The sequence below is a fragment of the Nocardia flavorosea genome (assembly GCF_015477805.1).
GTDB classification, from domain to species: Bacteria; Actinomycetota; Actinomycetes; order Mycobacteriales; family Mycobacteriaceae; genus Nocardia; species Nocardia flavorosea_A.
Genome location: NZ_JADLQL010000004.1, coordinates 609394 through 629174, shown reverse-complemented (window position 1 = coordinate 629174; position 19781 = coordinate 609394). Strand labels below are relative to the sequence as shown.

General features: G+C 67.6%; 23 protein-coding genes. 14 read left to right on the top strand and 9 right to left on the bottom strand.

Going from position 1 to position 19781, the window contains the following annotated elements:
- Window positions 1–67 precede the first annotated feature (67 nt).
- The 6 genes from IU448_RS21430 to clpS all read right to left on the bottom strand — a co-directional run bounded on the left by IU448_RS21430 (window position 68) and on the right by clpS (window position 3993).
- Window positions 68–1030: a PLP-dependent cysteine synthase family protein gene (locus tag IU448_RS21430; RefSeq protein ID WP_195057418.1), complete on the bottom strand. Its 963-nt coding sequence runs from the start codon at window positions 1028–1030 to the stop codon at window positions 68–70.
- 7 nt (window positions 1031–1037) lie between these two features.
- Entirely contained in the window at window positions 1038–1313 is a 276-nt protein-coding gene (locus IU448_RS21425; protein ID WP_195057417.1) for a MoaD/ThiS family protein, read from the bottom strand.
- Between the two features lie 51 nt (window positions 1314–1364).
- Window positions 1365–1787 (bottom strand): Mov34/MPN/PAD-1 family protein, encoded by a 423-nt coding sequence (locus IU448_RS21420; RefSeq protein ID WP_195057416.1) that lies wholly within the window; start codon window positions 1785–1787, stop codon window positions 1365–1367.
- A gap of 194 nt (window positions 1788–1981) precedes the next feature.
- Window positions 1982–3043: a P1 family peptidase gene (locus IU448_RS21415; RefSeq protein WP_195057415.1), complete on the bottom strand. Its 1062-nt coding sequence runs from the start codon at window positions 3041–3043 to the stop codon at window positions 1982–1984.
- The gene (locus IU448_RS21410; protein ID WP_195057414.1) at window positions 3040–3609 is read right to left on the bottom strand and encodes a DUF2017 domain-containing protein; all 570 of its coding nucleotides are present in this window, start codon (window positions 3607–3609) and stop codon (window positions 3040–3042) included. The genes IU448_RS21415 and IU448_RS21410 overlap by 4 nt, the downstream gene beginning before the upstream one ends.
- A gap of 21 nt (window positions 3610–3630) precedes the next feature.
- On the bottom strand, window positions 3631–3993 hold the full coding sequence (clpS, locus tag IU448_RS21405) for an ATP-dependent Clp protease adapter ClpS (protein ID WP_062979355.1): 363 nt from the start codon (window positions 3991–3993) through the stop codon (window positions 3631–3633).
- 192 nt (window positions 3994–4185) lie between these two features.
- Here clpS and IU448_RS21400 point away from each other — a divergent pair, with 192 nt between their 5' ends.
- The 6 genes from IU448_RS21400 to IU448_RS21375 all read left to right on the top strand — a co-directional run bounded on the left by IU448_RS21400 (window position 4186) and on the right by IU448_RS21375 (window position 9187).
- Window positions 4186–5496 (top strand): nicotinate phosphoribosyltransferase, encoded by a 1311-nt coding sequence (locus IU448_RS21400; protein ID WP_195057413.1) that lies wholly within the window; start codon window positions 4186–4188, stop codon window positions 5494–5496.
- Window positions 5497–5523: 27 nt separating this feature from the next.
- The gene (locus IU448_RS21395) at window positions 5524–6093 is read left to right on the top strand and encodes an isochorismatase family protein (protein ID WP_195057412.1); all 570 of its coding nucleotides are present in this window, start codon (window positions 5524–5526) and stop codon (window positions 6091–6093) included.
- 53 nt (window positions 6094–6146) lie between these two features.
- The gene (locus tag IU448_RS21390; RefSeq protein WP_195057411.1) at window positions 6147–6485 is read left to right on the top strand and encodes an MmcQ/YjbR family DNA-binding protein; all 339 of its coding nucleotides are present in this window, start codon (window positions 6147–6149) and stop codon (window positions 6483–6485) included.
- Between the two features lie 168 nt (window positions 6486–6653).
- Window positions 6654–7304: a PadR family transcriptional regulator gene (locus IU448_RS21385; protein WP_195057410.1), complete on the top strand. Its 651-nt coding sequence runs from the start codon at window positions 6654–6656 to the stop codon at window positions 7302–7304.
- A gap of 268 nt (window positions 7305–7572) precedes the next feature.
- A complete protein-coding gene (locus IU448_RS21380) occupies window positions 7573–8757 on the top strand; it encodes an FAD-dependent monooxygenase (RefSeq protein ID WP_195057409.1) in 1185 nt (394 codons plus the stop codon).
- A gap of 88 nt (window positions 8758–8845) precedes the next feature.
- The gene (locus tag IU448_RS21375; protein WP_195057408.1) at window positions 8846–9187 is read left to right on the top strand and encodes a hypothetical protein; all 342 of its coding nucleotides are present in this window, start codon (window positions 8846–8848) and stop codon (window positions 9185–9187) included.
- A gap of 16 nt (window positions 9188–9203) precedes the next feature.
- Here the strand turns inward: IU448_RS21375 and IU448_RS21370 are convergent, their stop codons facing one another.
- The 3 genes from IU448_RS21370 to IU448_RS21360 form a co-directional block, all read right to left on the bottom strand.
- On the bottom strand, window positions 9204–9428 hold the full coding sequence (locus IU448_RS21370; protein WP_195057407.1) for a hypothetical protein: 225 nt from the start codon (window positions 9426–9428) through the stop codon (window positions 9204–9206).
- A 35-nt stretch (window positions 9429–9463) separates the two neighbouring features.
- Complete coding sequence (locus tag IU448_RS21365) at window positions 9464–10249, bottom strand: HNH endonuclease family protein (RefSeq protein ID WP_324188659.1); 786 nt, start codon at window positions 10247–10249, stop codon at window positions 9464–9466.
- A 495-nt stretch (window positions 10250–10744) separates the two neighbouring features.
- A complete protein-coding gene (locus IU448_RS21360) occupies window positions 10745–11410 on the bottom strand; it encodes a phosphate signaling complex PhoU family protein (RefSeq protein ID WP_280457122.1) in 666 nt (221 codons plus the stop codon).
- Window positions 11411–11752: 342 nt separating this feature from the next.
- Between IU448_RS21360 and IU448_RS21355 the strand changes: the two genes are divergently transcribed.
- Genes IU448_RS21355 through IU448_RS21320 form a run of 8 tightly spaced genes read left to right on the top strand, consistent with a single transcriptional unit; the run spans window position 11753 to window position 19723 of the window.
- The gene (locus tag IU448_RS21355; RefSeq protein ID WP_195057405.1) at window positions 11753–12649 is read left to right on the top strand and encodes an ABC transporter permease; all 897 of its coding nucleotides are present in this window, start codon (window positions 11753–11755) and stop codon (window positions 12647–12649) included.
- On the top strand, window positions 12649–13515 hold the full coding sequence (locus tag IU448_RS21350) for an MlaE family ABC transporter permease (protein ID WP_195057404.1): 867 nt from the start codon (window positions 12649–12651) through the stop codon (window positions 13513–13515). Before IU448_RS21355 ends, IU448_RS21350 begins: the two co-directional genes overlap by 1 nt.
- 6 nt (window positions 13516–13521) lie before the next feature.
- Window positions 13522–14526, top strand: a complete 1005-nt coding sequence (locus IU448_RS21345) for an MlaD family protein (RefSeq protein WP_195057403.1) — start codon at window positions 13522–13524, stop codon at window positions 14524–14526.
- Entirely contained in the window at window positions 14523–15527 is a 1005-nt protein-coding gene (locus IU448_RS21340) for an MlaD family protein (protein WP_195057402.1), read from the top strand. Before IU448_RS21345 ends, IU448_RS21340 begins: the two co-directional genes overlap by 4 nt.
- The gene (locus tag IU448_RS21335; RefSeq protein WP_228813695.1) at window positions 15515–16585 is read left to right on the top strand and encodes an MCE family protein; all 1071 of its coding nucleotides are present in this window, start codon (window positions 15515–15517) and stop codon (window positions 16583–16585) included. The genes IU448_RS21340 and IU448_RS21335 overlap by 13 nt, the downstream gene beginning before the upstream one ends.
- Window positions 16585–17685: an MlaD family protein gene (locus IU448_RS21330; protein WP_195057401.1), complete on the top strand. Its 1101-nt coding sequence runs from the start codon at window positions 16585–16587 to the stop codon at window positions 17683–17685. The genes IU448_RS21335 and IU448_RS21330 overlap by 1 nt, the downstream gene beginning before the upstream one ends.
- Window positions 17682–18770, top strand: a complete 1089-nt coding sequence (locus IU448_RS21325) for an MlaD family protein (RefSeq protein WP_195057400.1) — start codon at window positions 17682–17684, stop codon at window positions 18768–18770. The genes IU448_RS21330 and IU448_RS21325 overlap by 4 nt, the downstream gene beginning before the upstream one ends.
- Window positions 18767–19723, top strand: a complete 957-nt coding sequence (locus tag IU448_RS21320) for an MlaD family protein (protein WP_195057399.1) — start codon at window positions 18767–18769, stop codon at window positions 19721–19723. The genes IU448_RS21325 and IU448_RS21320 overlap by 4 nt, the downstream gene beginning before the upstream one ends.
- Window positions 19724–19781: the final 58 nt, after the last annotated feature.

The following is a 19781-nucleotide window of genomic DNA, read 5'->3' as shown; positions in this document are numbered from 1 at the left end:
CGACGACCCCGCCGGACGGCCGGCGCACGAGGGATCGGAACCCGCGCGCCGGACGCGCCGCAGTAACTCAAGCCCAGAGCTGGCCTTCGAGGCGTTCTTCGGCCTCTTCGAGGGTTCCGTCGTAGGCGCCGGTCGACAGATATTTCCAGCCTGCGTCGGCTACGACGAAGGCGATATCCGCTCGTTTGCCCGCCGCGACGACCTTGCGGGCCACGCCCAGTGCCGCATGCAGGATCGCGCCGGTGGAGATCCCGGCGAAGATACCTTCCTCGAGGACCAGCTCGCGGGTCCGGCGGACCGCGTCGTAGGGGCCGACGGAGAAGCGGCTGGTGAGTACCGATTCGTCGTACAGTTCCGGGATGAAGCCCTCGTCGATATTGCGCAATCCGTAGACGAGTTCGCCGTACCGGGGTTCGGCGGCCACGATCTCGATACCCGCGACCTTCTCCCGCAGGTAACGTCCGGTGCCCATCAGGGTGCCGGTGGTGCCCAGGCCGGCCACGAAATGGGTGATCTCCGGCAGGTCGGCGAAGATCTCCGGCCCCGTGGTCTCGTAGTGGGCGAGGGCGTTCGCGGGATTGCCGTACTGGTAGAGCATCACCCAGCCGGGGTTCGCCGCGGCGATCTCCTTGGCCTTGGCCACGGCCTGGTTGGAACCGCCGGCGGCGGGCGAATCGATGATCTCGGCGCCGAACATGGTGAGCAGCTGGCGCCGCTCCACCGAGGTGTTCTCCGGCATCACACACACCAGGCGGTAACCCTTGAGCTTCGCCGCCATGGCCAGCGAGATCCCGGTATTGCCGCTGGTCGGTTCGAGGATCGTGCAGCCGGGAGTGAGCCGGCCGTCGGCTTCGGCCTGTTCGATCATGCGCAGGGCCGGGCGGTCCTTGATGGACCCGGTGGGGTTGCGGTCCTCTAGTTTGGCCCACAACCGCACCGGCGATTCGCCCTCCCACTGCGGGGACAGATTGCGCAGGCCGACCAGCGGCGTATTGCCGAGCGTCGCGATCAGGGATTCGTAGCGCGCCACCGGACCGTCAGGCTCCGCCCGCGACGGCCGGCAGGATCGTCACCGTCGCGCCTTCGCCGACGGCGGTGTCGAGACCGCCGGAGAACCGGACATCCTCGTCGTCGACGTAGATGTTGACGTAGCGGTTCAGTTTGCCCTCGTTGAGCAGTCGCTCGGCCAGACCCGGATGGTTGGCTTCCAGATCCTCGATCACCGCGGCGAGCGTGGCCCCCTTGGCCTCGACTCGCTTCTCACCCCCGGTGTGGGTGCGCATGATCGTCGGGATGGACACGATGACCGGCATGGGTGCTCCTCGCTTGTTGTCTTCTCGGCAGTCGGTCGGAAGTTTTCGTGTTCAGGCGGTTTGGTAGGCGGCGACGATCCGCACCGGCTCCTCGGTGACCTCGCCGTCGATAATCCGGTAGCTGCGCAGTTCGTGCTGCTGCGGGTCGCGGGTCGAGATCAGGACGTAGTGCGCGCCCGGCTCGGAGGCGTAGGCGATATCGGTGCGGCTGGGATATGCCTCCGTGGCGGTGTGCGAGTGATAGATCACCACCGGTTCCTCGTCGGCGGCGTCCATCGCCCGCCACACTTTCAGCTGCTCACCGGAATCGAATCGGTAGAACGTGGGGGACCGCTCGGCGTTGATCATCGCCACGAATCGCTCGGGACGGTCGGAACCCTCGGGTCCGGCGATGATGCCGCAGGCCTCGTCGGGATGGTCGGCGCGGGCGTGCGCGACCATCGCATCCACCAGGTCGGCCCTGATCACGAGCACAATCGAACCTCTCCACACATCGTCTCGGCTCTCGCCGACCCATCACCCTCGACAACCGTCGAGGATATTCGCCTATTCCCGCCTCGTCGGCGCCGCCTCCGGCGGTGCGGAGTCGACCTTGCAGTGATATCGGTGCGGAAGTTCGGGAGGGAGCAGCCGGCGTGGATCGCGGGGCGCCACGGTGAGCCCCGAGTTCAGCGGCCGAACAGGTCGCTGTAGGACGGGATACCTGCCACCGTCTCCGCCGAGCGGATCGCATCGACGACCGCTCGTTCCACGCAGACCGCGGCGGCCGTGCACAGTTCGTCGAGCAGCGGGAGGTCGCCGGGGAACGTTGCCGGGAGGGCCGGCAGGTCCGGTGGTGTCGCTGTGCCGGTGGCCAGGGCGAAGAACGTATCGCCGTCGAGGGGGGAATGCGCCGGTCGCACGGCCCGGGCCAAACCGTCGTGCGCGGTGGTGGCGAGGCGGCGGCAGCCCAGGGTGTCGAGCGGGGCGTCGGTGGCGACGACGCCGATCGTGGTGTTGAGGACGGTGCTCTTGACCGGGAGCGCGTTGGCCGCGGCCAGTTGTTCCGGAGTGGCCGGTCGCAACCCGGCGAACTCGGGGCCGTCGGTGCCGACGCCCCACGGCAGCCCGGTCCGCGGATCGAAAACCGAGCCGACCGGGTTCGCGACGACCAGCGCGCCGACGGTGACCCCGGCGGCGATACCGTCGGTGTAGTGGATACTCGCACTACCGACACCGCCTTTGAGTGCGCCCGCCTGTGCGCCCACTCCCGCGCCGACCGAACCGCGCAGGAAATCGGGTCCGGCCGCTGCCGCGGCGTGATAACCGAATTCGGCGGTGGGCCGGGTGGACCAATCGCCGACCGGCAGATCGAAGATCACCGCGCCGGGCACGATCGGGACCACGCGGGCCGGATCGGCGGGGTCCATCGGTATGCCTTCGCCGTGTTCCTCCAGCCAGCGCATCACCCCGTCGGCGGCGGCCAGGCCGTAGGCGCTGCCGCCGCTGAGCAGGATCGCGTGCGCCTGCCGCACCGTATTGGCGGGGTCGAGCAGATCGGTTTCCCGGGTGCCGGGGCCGCCGCCGCGTACGTCCACTGCGGCGACCGCCCCGCCCGGCGCGCGGACCACGGTGCAGCCGGTGGCGGCGCCGGAACCGCGGGTGGCATCGGGATCGAGGACGTGGTGGTGGCCGACCAGCAGGCCGGCGATATCGGTGAGCGCGTTACGCGGTCCCGGGACGCCGGTCACGGGGCCATCGCCTGCAGTAGGGAATCCTGCATCCAGGTGAGCCAGTGGTAGACGTCCAGATGCGGGGCGCGGGGGTCGTCGGGCGGGAACTGTTCGGGGGTGTCGGCGTCGATTTCCAGGACCACGCCCAGGGCCAGCCGGATATCGGTGAGGGCGGCGAGCCAGGCGTCGGCCTCCTCCGGCGTCAGCGTGATCTTGCCGCCCTCCTCCGGCACGGTGCGCAGGACGACCCCGGCAGCCGCCAGTTTGTCGTCGATGATCTCCGGTTCGTGCAAACCGCGTAGCGCGCTGTTGAGATCGGCGCGGTCGGCGTCGGGGGAGCCGGGTTCGGCGCGGTGGAAATCGGGGAGCAACCGGGCCAGCCGGGGATCGTCCGGCGGGAGGGTGTTACCGCTGCGCAGACCGGTGAGCGCGGCGAGTTCGTCCTCGGGGGCGGACGCCGCTCGCTCACCCAGCAGGCCGGAAACCGCGCCCACCAGCGAACGCAGCACGCTCGCTTCGCGCGCGTCCATCTCCGACCGCAGCTTGAGACCGCTCAATGAGTTCTTCCGGCTCCATTTACGCACGTCGCTACGGTAACCGTCCGATCAGTCGTCTCGTTGCATGGTCGCCCACAGCCCGGCCGCGTGTAACCGGCGGACATCCTGTTCCATCTTGTCCCGCGAGCCGGACGATACGACGGCTTTGCCCTCGTTGTGCACCTTGAGCATCAATTCGGTCGCCTTGGCTTTGCTGTAGCCGAACAGCTTCTGAAAGATATAGGCGACGTAGTGCATCAGGTTGACCGGATCGTCCCACACCACGGTGACCCATGGGCGGTCCTCGGCCTCCAGGATCTCGGTGGCTTCCACGGCCTCGGGGGTCGCCTGTGCCGCCGACAACGTGGCGCCGGCGGCGCCTACGCGGACCTCGATCGTCCGGGAGCGGGGTGCTGTGTTGCACAAGGCCATGAAACCAAGGGTACGACGCGCGGAGTAATTCACAACACCCGGAGCAGGAACAATACGGCTGCGCCTGGCCGGTGTCGCGCCCGTGCCGGACTCGGGCCCCGCGGCCGGGAAGAGTCCGCCGGATGCGGGGCCCGGGCGGGCGTGGCAGGTGGACTGCGCGCCCGCGGGCCGGGCCTGTTTACAGTGACAACCGTGAACCCGTGCGATACCGCCGGCAGTACCGCTCTGCTGACCGACCAATACGAGCTGACGATGCTGGCGGCCGCGCTGGCCGACGGTTCCGCGGCGCGGCGCTGCACCTTCGAGGTGTTCGCCCGTCGTTTGCCGCACGGCCGCCGATACGGCGTGGTGGCCGGGACGGGCCGTTTCCTCGATGCTCTGGCGAGGTTCCGGTTCGGCGAGGCGGAACTGGCGATCGCCGCCGGGTTCCTGGACTCCGCGACCATCGACTGGTTGCGGGATTACCGCTTCACCGGTGATATCGACGGTTACCCCGAAGGCGAACTGTATTTTCCGGGGTCGCCGATCCTGTCGGTGACGGGGTCCTTCGCCGAATGCGTGGTACTGGAGACCCTCGTGCTGTCGGTCCTCAACCACGACAGTGCGATCGCGTCCGCAGCCGCCCGGATGGTGAGCGCCGCGGCCGGGCGTCGCATGATCGAGATGGGATCGCGGCGCACCCACGAACTGGCCGCCCCGGCCAGCGCGCGGGCGGCGTACCTGGCCGGTTTCCACGCGACCTCGAATCTGGAAGCGGTCCGCCGCTACGGAGTGCCGGGGGCCGGAACCAGCGCGCACGCGTTCACACTGGTGCACAGTGGGCCCGACGGCGCCCACGAGGTGGAGGCGTTCCGCAGTCAGGTTGCGGCGTTGGGCAAGGGAACCACGCTGCTGGTCGATACCTTCGATATCACCCGCGGTGTCGAGCGCGCGGTGGAGGTCGCCGGACCGGAACTGGGCGCGGTACGTATCGACTCCGGCGACCTGGGCGTGCTGGCCCGGCAGGTCCGGCAGCAACTGGACGACCTGGGTGCGGTGCACACTCGCATCGTGGTCTCCGGCGATCTGGACGAATATGCGATCGCGGCCCTGCGTGCCGAACCCGTCGATGCCTACGGGGTCGGTACGCAGCTGGTCACCGGATCGGGCGCCCCGACGGCGGGCATGGTGTACAAGCTCGTCGAGGTCGAGGGGCTGCCGGTGGCCAAACGGTCCAGTCACAAGGAGTCGCGTGGTGGTGCGAAACGGGCGGCGCGCCTGGCCCGGTCCACGGGGACGATCGTCGAAGAGATCGTGTATCCGGCGACCGGCCGGTACCCGGACCCGGGCGAGCTGGGGGTCCGCGAACTACCGGTGCCGCTGGTTCGCGGTGGTGAACTGCTCGACCGGCCGCCGCTCACCGAATCCCGTGAACTGGTGGCCCGCGGTCTGGTGAGTCTGCCCTGGGAGGGCCTGAAACTGTCCGGCGGAGACCCGGCGGTGCTCACCACTTTTGTGGCCTGACCGGCCGGTGCGGGGGAAACTGAAGGTATGGAACGCGCGCTGATCGTGGTGGATGTGCAGAACGATTTCTGCGAGGGCGGTTCGCTCGCCGTCATCGGAGGTGCCCGGGTGGCCGGGCTGATCAGCGAATATCTGCGCGACGCCGAGTACGGCGCGGTGGTGGCGACCCGCGATTTCCACATCGATCCGGGCGCTCACTTCTCCGCGACTCCCGACTACGTCGACAGCTGGCCGCCGCACTGCCGGGTCGGTACTGCCGGCGCGGAATTCCATCCGGAATTCGATACCGGCGCGGTGCAGGAGGTCTTCTCGAAGGGCGAGTACTCGGCCGCCTACTCCGGTTTCGAGGGCGCCGCGTCCGATGGCACGCCCCTCGCCGTCTGGTTGCGCACCCGGGGTATCACCTCGGTGGATATCGTCGGTATCGCCACCGATCACTGTGTGCGGGCCACCGCTCTGGACGCCGCCGCAGCCGGTTTCACCACCCGTGTGCTGCTCGGCCTGACGGCGGGCGTTGCCCCGGCAACGGTCGAATCGGCGCTGGCGCAACTCGGCCGGGCCGGGGTCGAGCTCTCCGGCACGGTCGCCGCCGGCTGAGTCCGGGGCCGGCGTGGTTGGGGCGTGTCGGTGCGCCGGGGCACAATCCGTCTATGACCGCGACCGGGGATGATGTACGCGCCTACGCTCTTTCGCTGCCGGGAACCAGCGAGCAGTTCGCCTGGGGGATGCCGATCTTCCGGGTCGAACGCCGGCTCTTCCTCACCCTTCCCGAAGACGAGACCTCGATGGCGGTGCGCTGCCCGATAGTCGACCGCGACGAATTGGTGGTCGCCGAACCTGCGAAATTCTGGGTCGCGGGCCATGAGACCGGGAACCCGTGGGTGCGGGTCCGGCTGGCCGCGCTCGACGACCATGAGGAGATGCGCGCCATCATCCTCGATTCCTGGCGGCTGGCTGCTCCGGCCGAACTGATCGACGGCCCGCGATGAGGCCGTCCTTTACCCGTCGCTGAACTCGGCGGGCCACCGGGCGTATCCACGACCTTGGAATATGCCGTGCCCGGACATGATCTCGGTGCGCGGGGGACAGGTCTGCGCGGTGACGCCTTGTCTCCATATGCTCGCGCACGTATATTCGTAGACGAGTAAGGAGGCGGGATGGCGAAGAAGCGCAAGGTGGGCAATCTGCTCGCGCTGGCCGTGCTCGCGGTGATGCAGGACGAATCCATGCACCGCTACCAGATCGCCGCACGGTTGCGCGAGTACGGCAAAGACCAGGACATGGACATCAAATGGGGGTCGCTGTACACGGTCGTGCAAAACCTGGCCAAAGCCGGATTCCTCGAGGTGGCGGGCAGCGAACGTGACGGCGCCCGGCCGGAACGGGTGATCTACCGGATCACCGGAGCCGGTCGCGCCGAACTCGTGGACTGGACCCGGGAGCTCATCGCCGAACCGGAGCCCGAACGCGGCCGCTATATCGCCGGCCTGTCGATCCTTGCAGTGCTGCCGCCGGACGAGGTGGCGGACCTGCTGGGCCGCCGGCTCGCGGTGCTGGAAGAGCAGATCGCGCAGGTGAAAAAGGAACTCGGCGATCTCTCCGCGAGCCTGCCGCGCCTATTCCTCATCGAAACCGAGTACGGACTGGCGGTCCTGGAGGCAGAGGCCGAATGGACGCGGGCCCTGCGTGCCGAACTCGTCGACGGCACATTTCCCGGCCAGGCGGAATGGCAGTCATGGCACAGCCGCGGCGGCGTGGATACCGCGCGTGCCCGCGAATACGTGGAAGGGGCTGATACCGACCACTGATTCATGAACCGGGCCCGATGGTGATGCGCCAACACCACCATCGGGACCGGATAACCGTCTCGGACCGTGCCCGCGCAACGCACACCCGGCCGCGAGTTTGGCAGAACACAGGATAACCGGGAGGCGGACGCAGGGGCGATCCGGCAAACAAGCAGTTCGGGCTCGGCTCGGTCCCGCAGCGACCGAGGCGAGCCCCGAACCGGCGCCGCCGGGGCGGCATCGAAAACCCTGCGCCGCCGGTGGCGGCACCGAAACAAGGAGTCCTCCTGTGTCCAGAACAGCAACCGCCCTGGTGATCGGCGGCGGAATCGCGGGGCCCGTCGCGGCCACCGCACTGCGTAAAGCGGGTATCGATGCCCGCGTTTACGAGGCATACCCGGGGCCGGCCTACACGATCGGCAGCGGGCTGGCGCTGGCGCCCAACGGTGTGGCCGCGCTGGATGTGATCGATGCGGGCGACGCGGTCCGCGATATCGCCGTGCCGGTACCCCGTATGTGCCTGTCCGTCGGCGGCAAACTATTGCCCGCACCCAGCCTCCCGGACCAGCCGCCACTGCAACTGGTCGACCGCGGGGAACTGCATCTGGTATTGCACGAGCGGGCCGTGGCGGCCGGCGTTCCGGTCGAATACGGCAAACGCCTGGTGGCCGCCGACCGCACCGCCGAGGGCGTCACCGCACGATTCGCCGACGGCAGCACCGCCACCGCCGATGTTCTCGTCGGCGCCGACGGGATCCGGTCGACCGTGCGCCGCCTGATCGACCCGGACGCCCCGGGCCCGGATTTCACCGGGATGCTCGGTTTCGGCGCCACCGTCGCATGCGATATCGCGACCCCGGCCGAAACGATCGTCTTCGCCTACGGAAAACGCGCCTACTACCTGTATTGGCCGCTGGGCGACGGCCGCATCGGCTGGGGTGCGAATCTGCCCAGCGCAAAGTACCTTTCGCTGACCGAAGCCCGCGAAACCGGACCGGAGCGCTGGCTGGAAATCCTGCGCGAAACCTACGGCGAAGACCATCCGGGCGGCCCGCTCGCCCGGGCGACTACGCCGGAGCAGTTGGAGGTCACCGGCGCACTGCACATCATGCCGCCTGTGCCGCACTGGTATCGGGACCGGATGGTCCTGGTCGGGGATGCGGTGCACGCACCGTCCAACAGTTCCGGACAAGGCGCTTCGCTGGCGATCGAGAGCGCGATCCAGCTCGCTCGCTGCCTACGCGATATCCCCGATCTCGATACGGCGTTCGCCACCTATGAACGGTTGCGCCGCTCGCGGGTGGAGGGTGTGGCGGCGCGGGCCGCGAAGATCAACCACAGCAAAACCCCTGGACCCCTTGCCCGCAAGATGATGCAGCTGATCATGCCGGTGATGGCGCGGACGATGAACCCGGAGAAACTGGCCGGCACCGAACAGCGCTACCGCATCGACTGGGAAAAGACGGCGGTGTGATCGCGTACCACGCAGGAAACCGTCCGGGCCGAGCAGACCGCAGCGCCACGTAATATCGCCGGTAATCGCCGCGGGTTCGGGAGGGATCATGCTGTTTCCGGTAATGGCCGCAGCCGCTGCCCTGCTGGGGTTCGTTCTGCAGGTCGACGTCGGGCCGCCGTGGAGCGTGGGGCCTTTCATCATCTCCGTGATCCTGGTGGTGATGACTGCCGCGGACCTGATGCAACGCGGTCGTAGGTCCCGGCGTGTGCGGAAGGGATCGGCGGCCCGGGGTGGCGTCGGCGTGGGCGCTTGGTCCCTCGGTGATTTCGGTGCCGGCGACGGCGGCGGCGCAGACGGGGGCGGGAGTTGTGGTGGTGGTAGCGGCTGTGGCGGTGGCGGCGGCGGTAGCAGCTGTGGCGGTGGGGGTGGTGGCGGCGGAGGCGAGTGACCTCCGCCGCCGGATCTCAGGACTCGAAGGGAACGGTGTTGCCCGCGGCGTCGCGGGTGCCGCTCACCTTCGCGATGGCCTCCGCCAGTTCGGCGCAGGTCAGCCATCTGCGCGGGGTGGTGTCATCGAGATTGCCGATCGTGTACCACTGCTCGGTTTCCCGGTAGCGGACCAGACCGTAACCGTCGGGGTCGAGGGTGATATCCAGGGCACCGGATATCGTCCCGGCTTCCCGGGTCATGACCGATGTCTTGTTCGGCAACTCGATGACTTCGGCTATTTGAACTCACCTCGTTTTATGCAGTCGTCCACGGCGGTGCGCAATGCCGTCTGTTCGTCCTTGTCGACGCTCAGGCCGTACTTTAGCTTGACCTGCACGTAATGCGAGATATATCCGCACCGGAAACTTCCCGGCGGGAGATAGTCGGCGGGGTCCTGGTCGCCTTTGGACCGATTCGCGGAGGGGTCGGAGGCGATGAGATTCTGCGCATCGTTGGCGATGCGGCGGCGGGTATCGGTATCCAGGTTCTTGGCCCCGGATCGCCAGGCTTCGGCGAGCGGGACGATATGTTCGGCGTCGACACCGGATGATTCGGTGATGAACTTGTAGGGCTTCAGTTTCCCCGTCTTGGCGTCCATGACACCGTAGGTGTCCTGCCAGCCGCCGCCTCTGCCGATCGTCAGATCGCAGGTTTTCGGGTCCAGGGTCACATCGCCGGTGGCGTCGCGCAGCATCATCACCTCGCGGGTGGTGCATTTGCTGTACTGGGCGAATTCGGGGCCGAAGCCGTGTTCGGCGGCGTTGTCGTCCCAGTGCGGGAACTTCTCCCGGCTGTAGCCGGTCATGGCGATTTCCGCTGCGACGGGGAGTTTGTCCAGCGCGGATTGCACATCGGCCGCTGCGGCGCTCGGTGCGTCCGCAGCGCCGGCGGCGGGATCGGTTGTGCTGTCGCGTCCTTCGAGGAAATAGCCGCCGGCCAGGACGATGACGATCAGGATCGGTATCGCGACGGCCGCGAATCTGCGTACCGGGGCGGGGAGTGCGGACAGTAGCGAATTCACCGCGCCACCTCCGCGAATCGGGCGCCGATGGGCGAAACGCCCGATTGTTCACATGTTTTGGGCTTCAACGAAATTCCTTGCCGAGGTGCCGGGATGTGCCGAGCGTCAAGCTACCCCGTCGCTCAGCTAACCCGAAGCTACTCTCGGATGTGAGATTCGGCATAGCCTGTCCACGGCACCATCCCCGAGTCGCCGTGCCGGCGCCGACTCGGGGATGGGCCTGCCACGAACGAGGGCTTGCGTACCGGCGCAATTCGCGGCCCGGTTGTCCGGACCGGGCGCCGCGCCGCCGCCGCGGGGCTTGATGAGGGGGAGTCCCGTGGTCGCCGGTGCGCCGGATGTGCTCGTCGTGACGTCTGTGGGCCGGAAGGTTTCCGGCTCGTGTGTGGTGTGGTGAACAATTCGCCACCGGCTGGTTCCCCCGGCCGGCGCTTCGTGAAAAGCATAGGGAATTCCCATAATTGGGAGCGAGCGGGGGGTGGGTTACTGCTCGGTTCAGCTCGCCGCCTCGTCGTCGGGAACGATCTGGGCGGTCGGCGGTACACCGGTATCGAGGAAGTGGATCAATCGCGCTATCCGGTCGGTGTGCTCCAGGCTGCCCGCGAGCCGGTGCCCGACCAGGGCGAGCGCAATGGCGGTATCGGTGGAATCGCCGGTGCTCGACAGTGCGGTGTGCAGCTTCTGGTTCAGTGCTTGCATCGCGGCGGGCGCATCCTCGCCGGCGGCGCTGTGCCGGCCGGTGGTGACCGCGTGTTCGGTCCGTGCGGTGGCCGCGACGGCGAGTTGGGCCATCGCACCGAGTGGTTCGAGAACCGCTGTGGCGGCGACCGGTTCGGGATGGCTGCGGTACACCTGATCGGCAACCCGGCTGAACAGGTGGCCGATGCGGGAGAGTTCGCCGGCGATCTGGATTGCGGTGACCACATGGCGCAGATCCCGCGCCACCGGCGCCTGGAGTGCCAGCAGGACAACGGTGCGGGCCTCGCAGGCGCTGTACATGGCCTGTAGACGTTCGTCGAGGGCGAAGACCTCGTAGGTCGCGGTGAGGTCGGCCTCGACGAGGGCGTCGGTCATGCGTTCGGCCGCCTCGTGGGTGATGCGGCACATCTGCGTCAGATCCGCGGTCAACGCGACGAGCTCGTTGGTGAACTGAGTTCGCACGGGGGAATTGTCGCCCATTGGGCCGACATCGGTCGAATGATCCGCTTATTCCGTGTGCGAGTTCGCGCGTTGGCCGGTCGGGACGGGCGCGCTTCGCACGATGTAAATTTGGTAGAACCTGTTCTCATTCACCGCAAACGTTCAGGTGGCGTGATACACAATCGGTGGTTGGCTATGCGTAGCGGTGTTTTTTCGTGGCCACTGTCACACTGCCGCAAATTTGTTTGTCACCTCTAGTAACGATTAGCTTGCTCTCCATTGGCATCGATGCCGGACCGGAGAGATTGAGCGCATGAACTTCACAACATTGCGTGCCCCCGTGGCGGTGTACGGATCTCGGCGATGACTCCCGAGAGCCATCCCGCGGCTATCGATACGGACCGGCCCGCCGGCCCCGCCGGACCGCAACCCACTCGCCGGACCGAAACCGCGCGGGAAATCGTCGGCAAGAATTTCTCGGGCACCATCGTGTCCTCGGTACGTACCTTCGGCCGAGGCGTCGGGATGGCCCGGGAATCGGTCGGCGGCGCGGTCTCCGATCTCGCCCGCGGCCGCTTCCAATGGCAGGAAATGCTGGTGCAGGCGTGGCGGCTGGTGACGGTCACTGCCTTCCCGGCCATCCTGATGGCGGTACCGTTCGGCGTGATCGTCTCGGTCCAGGTCGGCAACCTGATCCACAACCTCGGCGCCGATTCGCTGATCGGCGCCACCGGCGGGCTCGGAGTGATCAAACAGGGCGCGCCCCTGGCCACCGGCTTCCTGCTCGGCGGCGCGGGCGCCGCGGCGATCGCGGCCGACCTCGGCGCCCGCACCATCCGCGAGGAGATCGACGCCCTGCACACCATGGGGATCAGCCCAGTGCACCGGCTGGTGATCCCGCGCATGGTAGCGATGCTGCTGGTCGCGCCGCTGCTGAACATCCTGGTGATCTTCGTCGGGATCGTCGCCGGCTATCTGGTGGCCATCGGCGGGCAAGGTGTCACGCCCGGCTCGTACTGGGCCGCGTTCGGCTCCTTCACCACCGCCGCCGATGTGTGGGTTTCACTGCTCAAGGCGGTGATCTTCGGCTTCCTCGTGGTGATCATCGCCTGCCAGCGCGGGCTGGAAGCCAAGGGAGGCCCACGCGGGGTTGCTGATGCGGTGAACGCCGCGGTGGTGCTCTCGATCGTCGCCATCGTGATCGTCAACCTGGTCATGACCCAGGTGACCGCCATGTTCCTGCCCACCAGGCTGGCGTGATGGCGGCGACCTCGTACACCCCCAAGGGGCTCGGATTCCTCGCGCGGTACTTCCGCCGCGGCAGCCGGATCCTGGGCGCGGTGGATTCACTCGGTTTCGCCGTCGTGTTCTGCTGGCAGGTGCTGTCGTCGATTCCGCTGGCGCTGCGTCGCTACCGTGGCGAAACGCTGCGGATCATCACGAATATGACGTGGGGGCGCGGCTCGGTGATCGTCGGCGGCGGGACCGTGCCCATGATGATCGTGCTCGGGCTCGTGATCGGTGCGTCGATCGGGGTCGAATCCTTCGCCACTCTGGACATGCTCGGGATGGGACCGGTCACCGGGATCGTATCCGCCTTCGCGACCACGCGGGAGCTGGCGCCGATCGCGGCCGCGGTGGGTTTCGCCGCGCAGGCGGGGTGCCGGATCACCGCGGAGATCGGGTCGATGCGGATCTCGGAAGAGATCGACGCCATCGAAGCGCTGGGACTGCGGTCGGTGCCCTTCGTGGTGACCACCCGCGTCATCGCCGGAGCCATCGCGATCGTGCCGACCTTCCTGATCGCGCTGATCGGCTCCTACTTCGCCTGCCGCGGCCTGATCACCCTGGTGCACGGCCAGTCCGCCGGGGTCTACGACCACTATTTCTTCCAGTTCATCGCCGGATTCGACATCATCGCGGCCACGGTGAAGGTCGCGGTGTTCGGCATCGTGGTGATCTGCGTGCACAGCTATTACGGATTCTTCGCCACCGGCGGGCCCGAAGGTGTCGGTATCGCCTCGGGCCGTGCGGTACGTGCCAGTTTCGTCGCCATCATCGCCCTCGACATGGTCCTGACGCTCGTGCTGTGGGGATTCAACTCGGCGATCAGCTTCACGGGATAGGGACAGATGCCGAAGTACGGAATGCCCGGGGTCGCCGCCGGTCCGCGTAGTGCGCGGCGGGTCGGCGTGGTGGTCGTCGCGGTGCTCGCGGTGGTCACCCTGGTGGTTTACGGCTACCGGTCGATCACCGGCGACGACGGGTTGCGGGTCGCGTTGCGCACCGAGCATATCGGTGACGGCGTGGTGGCCGGAACGCTGGTGCGGGTGGACGGGGTGCAGGTCGGGGAGGTCACCGATATCGCGCCCGCCGGCCGCGGCACCCAGCAGATCAGCCTGTCCCTCGACGCGAACCGGTTGCACGGGATCGACGACAGCATGGTGGTGGATTACGCACCGGCCAACCTCTTCGGCATCAGCGAGATCGAACTCCGGCCCGGGGCCGGCGGCGCGCCACTGCGCTCCGGTGCGGTGGTGGACCTGACCGGCCGGCGGGCCGCCGATGTGTACGACGCCACCATGGGCGCGCTGCTGCGCAGTATGTCGCAGACCAGCGGCACCGTGTTCACCGCCGATATGGCGCGGGTGATCTCCCAGGCCGCCGCGGATGTCAAGGCGTTCACACCGCTGGCCGAGGCGCTGATCACGGCCGGGCGGGTGATCGCCGAACACCAGTCGATGCCGGCGAATGAACTGGTGGGGCAGTTGGGGCCGGCATTCCAGGGCGGCGGCCAGTTCGCCGGCGCCACCATCGAGGTGCTGGACCAGATCGTGGATATCGAGGTGCTGCGCACGAACCGGTCCGATTTCGACGCCGGAGTGAAAGCCCTGACCAGCGATATCCTGCCCGCCTTGACCGGCACCGTGAACAGTGCGAGCCAACTGTCCGGATACACCGATATGCTCGCGCCCACCTTGAACCTGCTGGCGTTGGCCGTGCCGGATCCGCAGCAGTCGGCTGCCGATCTGCGCGCCCTGCTCACCCGGTTGGGGGTCGCCTTCAAGGAAGGGCCCGACGGGCCGGTGCTCGACCTCGAGGTCGACGTGGACGGAGTCGCGGGAGGGCAGCGATGACCGCGCGGCGCGCCGCCTGGCGGCTGGCCCTGTTCGCCGGGGTGATGGCGCTGGTGCTGGCCCTGGTGATCGGGGCCATCAAACGGCCGGTGGACGGCGAAACCGAAACCCACCACGCCCTGTTCACCGACGCCAACGGTTTGAAAACCGGCGACGATGTGCGGATGTTCGGAGTGCAGGTCGGCAAGGTGGAGGCCGTCACCCTCGACGGCGACCGGGCGAAGGTCCGGCTCACCGTCACCACCGACACCCCCGTCTACGACAACAGCGTTCTGGCCATCCGCTACCAGAATCTCACCGGGCAGCGGTATATCGACCTGCAGCAGCAGCCGAATCCAGGGATGCGTCTCGCCGACGGTGCGGATATCGGCCCCGGACAGACCATCCCCTCGTTCGATGTGACCAGCCTGTTCGACGGCTTGCAACCGGTTCTGAAAACCCTGTCGCCGGAGGCGCTCAACCAGTTCACCGAAAGCATGCTCGCGGTGATCGAGGGCGACGGCGCGGGAATCGGCCCGGCACTCGACGCCATCGGCACGCTCAGCGAATACGCCGAGGATCGCCAGCACGTCATCGGAACCCTGGTGCGCAATATGTCCGATCTCGCCGAGCGGGTGGGCGGCCGGCTGTATCACCTCGTGCCGCTGCTGGCGCGGCTCACCGATATCTTCGAGGCGCTGCAACGCAATGTCGGCGGGCTCGCGGATTTCGCGATGAGCGCGCCGTCGGTCCTGGAACCGGTGGATCGCCTGCTGGCCGCACTGGGGCTGAGCCCGGAGATGGGGCCCGATATCGACGCGATGATCCGCAACCTCTTCCCCGATCCGCAGCAGGCACTCGACACTTTCGGCCGGCTGCCCGGTCTGCTGGCCGCGGTGGATACCGCGTTCCCGCGGACCCCGTCCGGTTTCCGGCCGGAGTGCAGTAAGGGCGAAGCCGAGGTGCCGGCCCCGGTGCGGGTCCTGATCGGCGGGCAGCAGGTGGCGATATGCAACGGATGACCACCACCCGGGTGAAATCGGCGCTCGGCCGCTGGTTCGATCGCGACCAGCCCATCACCGACGAACCCACGAAACTGCGTAGACAACTGCGGTTGGGGATCGCCGGCATCTGCGCGGTGGCGGTGCTGGGTGCGGCGGTCGGCGCGCTGTACGTGCTCCCGCTCGGGAAGAAGACCTACACCGCCGAACTCAGCGAGGCGCAGTCGGTGAAGGCCGGCGACGATATCCGGCTGGCCGGGGTCCCGGTGGGGGAGGTGGAATCCCTCGAACTGGAACCCGATCGGGTGCTGATGCGGTTCACCGTGGACCGGGACGTATTCGTCGGCGATCAGAGTTCGCTGGATATCCGCATGCTCACACTGGTCGGCGGTCATTACGTCGCGTTGTTCCCGGCGGGCGATGCCCCGTTGGGCGACAACCCGATCCCCGCCGACCGCGTCCGCCTGCCCTACAGCTTGATGGAGACGTTCCAGGACGCGACCACACCATTGCGGGAAACCGACGGCGACACCCTGCGCCGTAACCTCGCCGCCCTCGACACCTCCATCGAAGGCGCGCCGGAAACCCTGCGCAGTGTGCTGGACACCGTCGGCAGCTACCTCGACGCCATCGAACGCCAGCGCACCCAGGTATCGAACGCCATCGCAACCGCCGACGAATACGTGACCATGTACGACGGCGCGAAAACCGATCTGGGCCGGTTGATGGACAACGTCAATCTGATGGAGACGGTGCTGCTGGACAAACGCGCCGAACTGCGTCAGGCGCTCAGCTTGCTCAGTTCGGTGGTGCAGCGGGTGACGGCCCTGGCCCCGAGCTGGGATCAGACATTGCAGCCGAAGGTGCAGCAGTTGGCCGATGCGCTGCCCCGGCTCCAGGAATACGGCGACCAGTTGGAGCCGATGATCGCCTCCACGCAGAGCCTGAGCGCGAAACTGCGCGAACTGGTCGGGCCCGGCGGCGGCGTGCAGGTCGACCAGTCGGGGACCACGGTGACCGCGCCCGGACTGGATCCCGGCGCCGTCGTCTGCGTTCCGCTGCCCGGGAAGGTGTGCTGATGCCGAAACGGATGCTCGCCTCGCCTGCGCTGATGTCGATCGCGGGGGCGGTGGTGCTGGTGCTCATGGTGTGCGCCGCCTACGTGGTCGCGTTCGAACCGTTCAAGCAGACCCGCGCCTACTGCGCGATCATGCCCGACAGTATCGGCCTCTACCAGGGCAACCAGGTGTCGATGCGGGGTATCACGGTCGGTGCGGTGACCCGGATAGCCCCGGTGGGCGCGAAGGTGCGGGTCGATTTCGAGGTGGACGCCGATCATCCGGTGTACGCGGGAGCGGGCGCGACCACCGTATCGGACACCGTGGTCGCCGACCGGGAACTGGCGGTGCTGCCGGGTACGAACACCGCCGGCGAACACGATCCGGCGCAGTGCCTCACCAACACCCTCACCCCGAAGAGCCTCACCCAGACGGTGACCGCGCTGGCGGAACTGTCCGATCAGATCGGTGGCACCGAGAACCGGCCGAATGCGCTGGCGGGCGGTCTGGACGCGCTGGATTCGGCCTCGGCCGGCACCGGCCCGCAGATCAACGACCTGATCAACCAGCTGGGCCGGGTCCTGGAATCACCGGATGCCGATATCGCCCATCTGGCCGGGATATTCGACGCCTACGCGTCGGTGTCGAACAAGGTCGCTGAACACTGGGGTGACCTGAAACTGATGCTCACCCGGCTGGGGCCGACACTGCAGATGTCGCATGCCGAACTGCTCACGCCGGGGATCGAGCTGTTCGACGGCCTGCGCGAAATCCTGCCGATGCTCAACGATCTGTCAGTGATCCTGGCGGACCCGCTGATGTCCACCCTGGACAATCTGGTGCCGCTGGTGAAACTGCTTCGCGCCGATGTCGGGTCGCTGAGCGAAATCGTCGCCACCACACCGGTGTTGACCTCGGCGCTGCGCACCGTCACCGATCCGGCGACCGGTGCGCCCGGACTCACCTACGCACCGCCGCGGGTCGCGATACCGCAGCAGCACGCCGAGCAGGTCTGTGCCGCAGTGAACGCGCTGACGCCCGGACGCTGCGCCGGCGCGGCGAACGGCATGGTGGATGTGGATCTGGTGCGACTGGTTCTGGGATCGGCGGGTGCGCGATGACACGGCGAATTTCGTTCGATACGACCCGGCGGATCACCGTCGACCGCACCCGGTTGCGGCGCGGATTGGCGGCCTGCGGGCTCGCCGCCGCCCTTGCCGTCTCCGGCTGCGCGTTCGACCCCTCCGATATCCCCGTTCCCGGCGCCACGGTCACCGGCAGAAGTTATCCGCTGCGTATCGAATTCGCCAATGTACTGAACCTGCCCGCGCGCGCGAAGGTCATCGCCAACGGCGCGCAGATCGGCAATGTGGAAGAAGTCGAGGTTGTCCCCGGCGACGCGACCACCCCCGGGTATGTGGTGGTGGATATCGAGGTCGACGACGAGGTCGAACTCCCGGCCACCACGATCGCGGAATTGCGGCAGAACACTGTGCTCGGCGATATCCACGTCGCCCTCACCACCCCGCCCGACGGCTACCACACCCTGCTGCACCCCGGTGACACCATCACCCGCGACCGCACCACACCATCGGTCCAGCTCGAGGACACGATGGCCGCGATCGCCTTCTTCGTCAACAGCGGAGCGGTCGGGGACCTGCAGGACATCGTCAACCGGCTCAATTCGGTGCTTCCGCAGGATCCGGCGAAGACTCAGCAGATAGCGCAGGTGCTGGCCACGGACGCGGTCGATCTGGCCGCACATCTGGATCAGGTGGATCTGCTGCTGCACGGTGTGGCCGAGAACGCGGTGGTCATGCACGGGATCCAGGACGAGCTGGACAATATTCTGCGCCCCGAATCGGTGCAGCAGATGAACGACGCCACCGCGTCGATCGCCGAGGTGACCGAGATCTTCGGCGGGCTGGGCCCGGTCGGGCAGTCGTTGAGCTGGCTGGCGCCGCTGGCACAGTCCGGGGGTGCGGCCGCGGCGGCTTTCGTCCCGCTGGCCACCGGCGGCCCGCTGGATCTGCGGCAACCGTCGAATCTGAACATGCTGGTCGCGCTGCTGCGGGACAAGATCATCCCGTTCGTGGAGAACGGTCCGAAGGTGGATATCAGTGCTGTCCGTGCGCCGGGACTGTCCACCGACGACCAGGTGAACCGGATCATCGAAACCCTGCGCATGATCGGAGCCGTGAGATGAAACTGGGTCCACTGGCGTCGCTGGGCGGGATCGCGGCCATCACGGTGGTCGGCGCGAGCTACCTGACCTTCGGTGTGGTGCGTGCCGATCCGTTCCGTGACTACCTGAACGCCTCCCTCGTGCTCGAGGATTCCGGCGGTCTCGGTGTGGGCTCACCGGTCCTGCTCACCGGTATCGAAGTCGGCCGCGTAACCTCCGTCGATCGCGTCGCCGACGGTGTGGAAGTGGGTTTTCGGGTACAGGATTCGCACCGGCTGCCCGCCGACAGCGTCGTGACCGTCGAGCATCTGTCCGCGCTCGGCGAACCCTATGTCCAGTTCGCCCCGAAAACCGGCGCGGGGCCTTATATATCCGACGGACAGCGGCTGGAGTCGGAGGATATCCGCAGCCCGCTGTCGATCCCCGAGGCCGCCCGCATGGTGACCCGGACCATGAACCAGCTCGACCCGGAAACCATGGGGTCGCTGGTACGCACCATGAGCGAGGCCCTGCACGGCACCGACGCGGTCCTCCCGGAACTCACCCGCGCCGCCGACCTGCTCGCCGCGACCATCATGTCGCGCGAACCCCGCATCGCCGAACTGCTCGACAACTTCGAAACCGCCGCCGCCGACGCCGAATGGGCGGGCCCCGCCACCTCGGCGGCCGCCACCGAATTCACCCGCTTCGCCGAAGTTCTCGACGATTTCGTGGAATCGGTGGGCCGGGTCACCGGAGCGGAGGGATTTCCGGAGATGTATCTCGAAGAGGGGGGCGTGGTTCCGTTGCTGGAGCGCCTGCGCGCGGTCCTCGACGAGATCGGGCCCGAACTCGCCGCCCTGCAACCGGGCTTGGCCCCGCTCACGGACAGCCTGAACAGCGCCGCGCCCCAGGTGAACATCAGCAGCCTGCTCCAGCAAGCGCTGGCCAGTACGGACGAGGATTCCGTGCAGGTTCGGGTCGGGCTGAAATAGTTTTCGCTGGACCGGCGCGCTGCGTATTCTCCGCTCCGCGTTGCGGACTCACGGGTTA

Coding starts and splice junctions, on each gene's coding strand:
- IU448_RS21425 (WP_195057417.1), bottom strand. CDS start 1,313: ATGCCGGTCATCGTGTCCATCCCGACGATCATGCGCACCCACACCGGG.
- clpS (WP_062979355.1), bottom strand. CDS start 3,993: ATGGCCTTGTGCAACACAGCACCCCGCTCCCGGACGATCGAGGTCCGC.
- IU448_RS21395 (WP_195057412.1), top strand. CDS start 5,524: ATGGAACGCGCGCTGATCGTGGTGGATGTGCAGAACGATTTCTGCGAG.
- IU448_RS21390 (WP_195057411.1), top strand. CDS start 6,147: ATGACCGCGACCGGGGATGATGTACGCGCCTACGCTCTTTCGCTGCCG.
- IU448_RS21385 (WP_195057410.1), top strand. CDS start 6,654: ATGGCGAAGAAGCGCAAGGTGGGCAATCTGCTCGCGCTGGCCGTGCTC.
- IU448_RS21375 (WP_195057408.1), top strand. CDS start 8,846: ATGCTGTTTCCGGTAATGGCCGCAGCCGCTGCCCTGCTGGGGTTCGTT.
- IU448_RS21370 (WP_195057407.1), bottom strand. CDS start 9,428: ATGACCCGGGAAGCCGGGACGATATCCGGTGCCCTGGATATCACCCTC.
- IU448_RS21355 (WP_195057405.1), top strand. CDS start 11,753: ATGACTCCCGAGAGCCATCCCGCGGCTATCGATACGGACCGGCCCGCC.
- IU448_RS21350 (WP_195057404.1), top strand. CDS start 12,649: ATGGCGGCGACCTCGTACACCCCCAAGGGGCTCGGATTCCTCGCGCGG.
- IU448_RS21345 (WP_195057403.1), top strand. CDS start 13,522: ATGCCGAAGTACGGAATGCCCGGGGTCGCCGCCGGTCCGCGTAGTGCG.
- IU448_RS21340 (WP_195057402.1), top strand. CDS start 14,523: ATGACCGCGCGGCGCGCCGCCTGGCGGCTGGCCCTGTTCGCCGGGGTG.
- IU448_RS21335 (WP_228813695.1), top strand. CDS start 15,515: ATGCAACGGATGACCACCACCCGGGTGAAATCGGCGCTCGGCCGCTGG.
- IU448_RS21330 (WP_195057401.1), top strand. CDS start 16,585: ATGCCGAAACGGATGCTCGCCTCGCCTGCGCTGATGTCGATCGCGGGG.
- IU448_RS21325 (WP_195057400.1), top strand. CDS start 17,682: ATGACACGGCGAATTTCGTTCGATACGACCCGGCGGATCACCGTCGAC.
- IU448_RS21320 (WP_195057399.1), top strand. CDS start 18,767: ATGAAACTGGGTCCACTGGCGTCGCTGGGCGGGATCGCGGCCATCACG.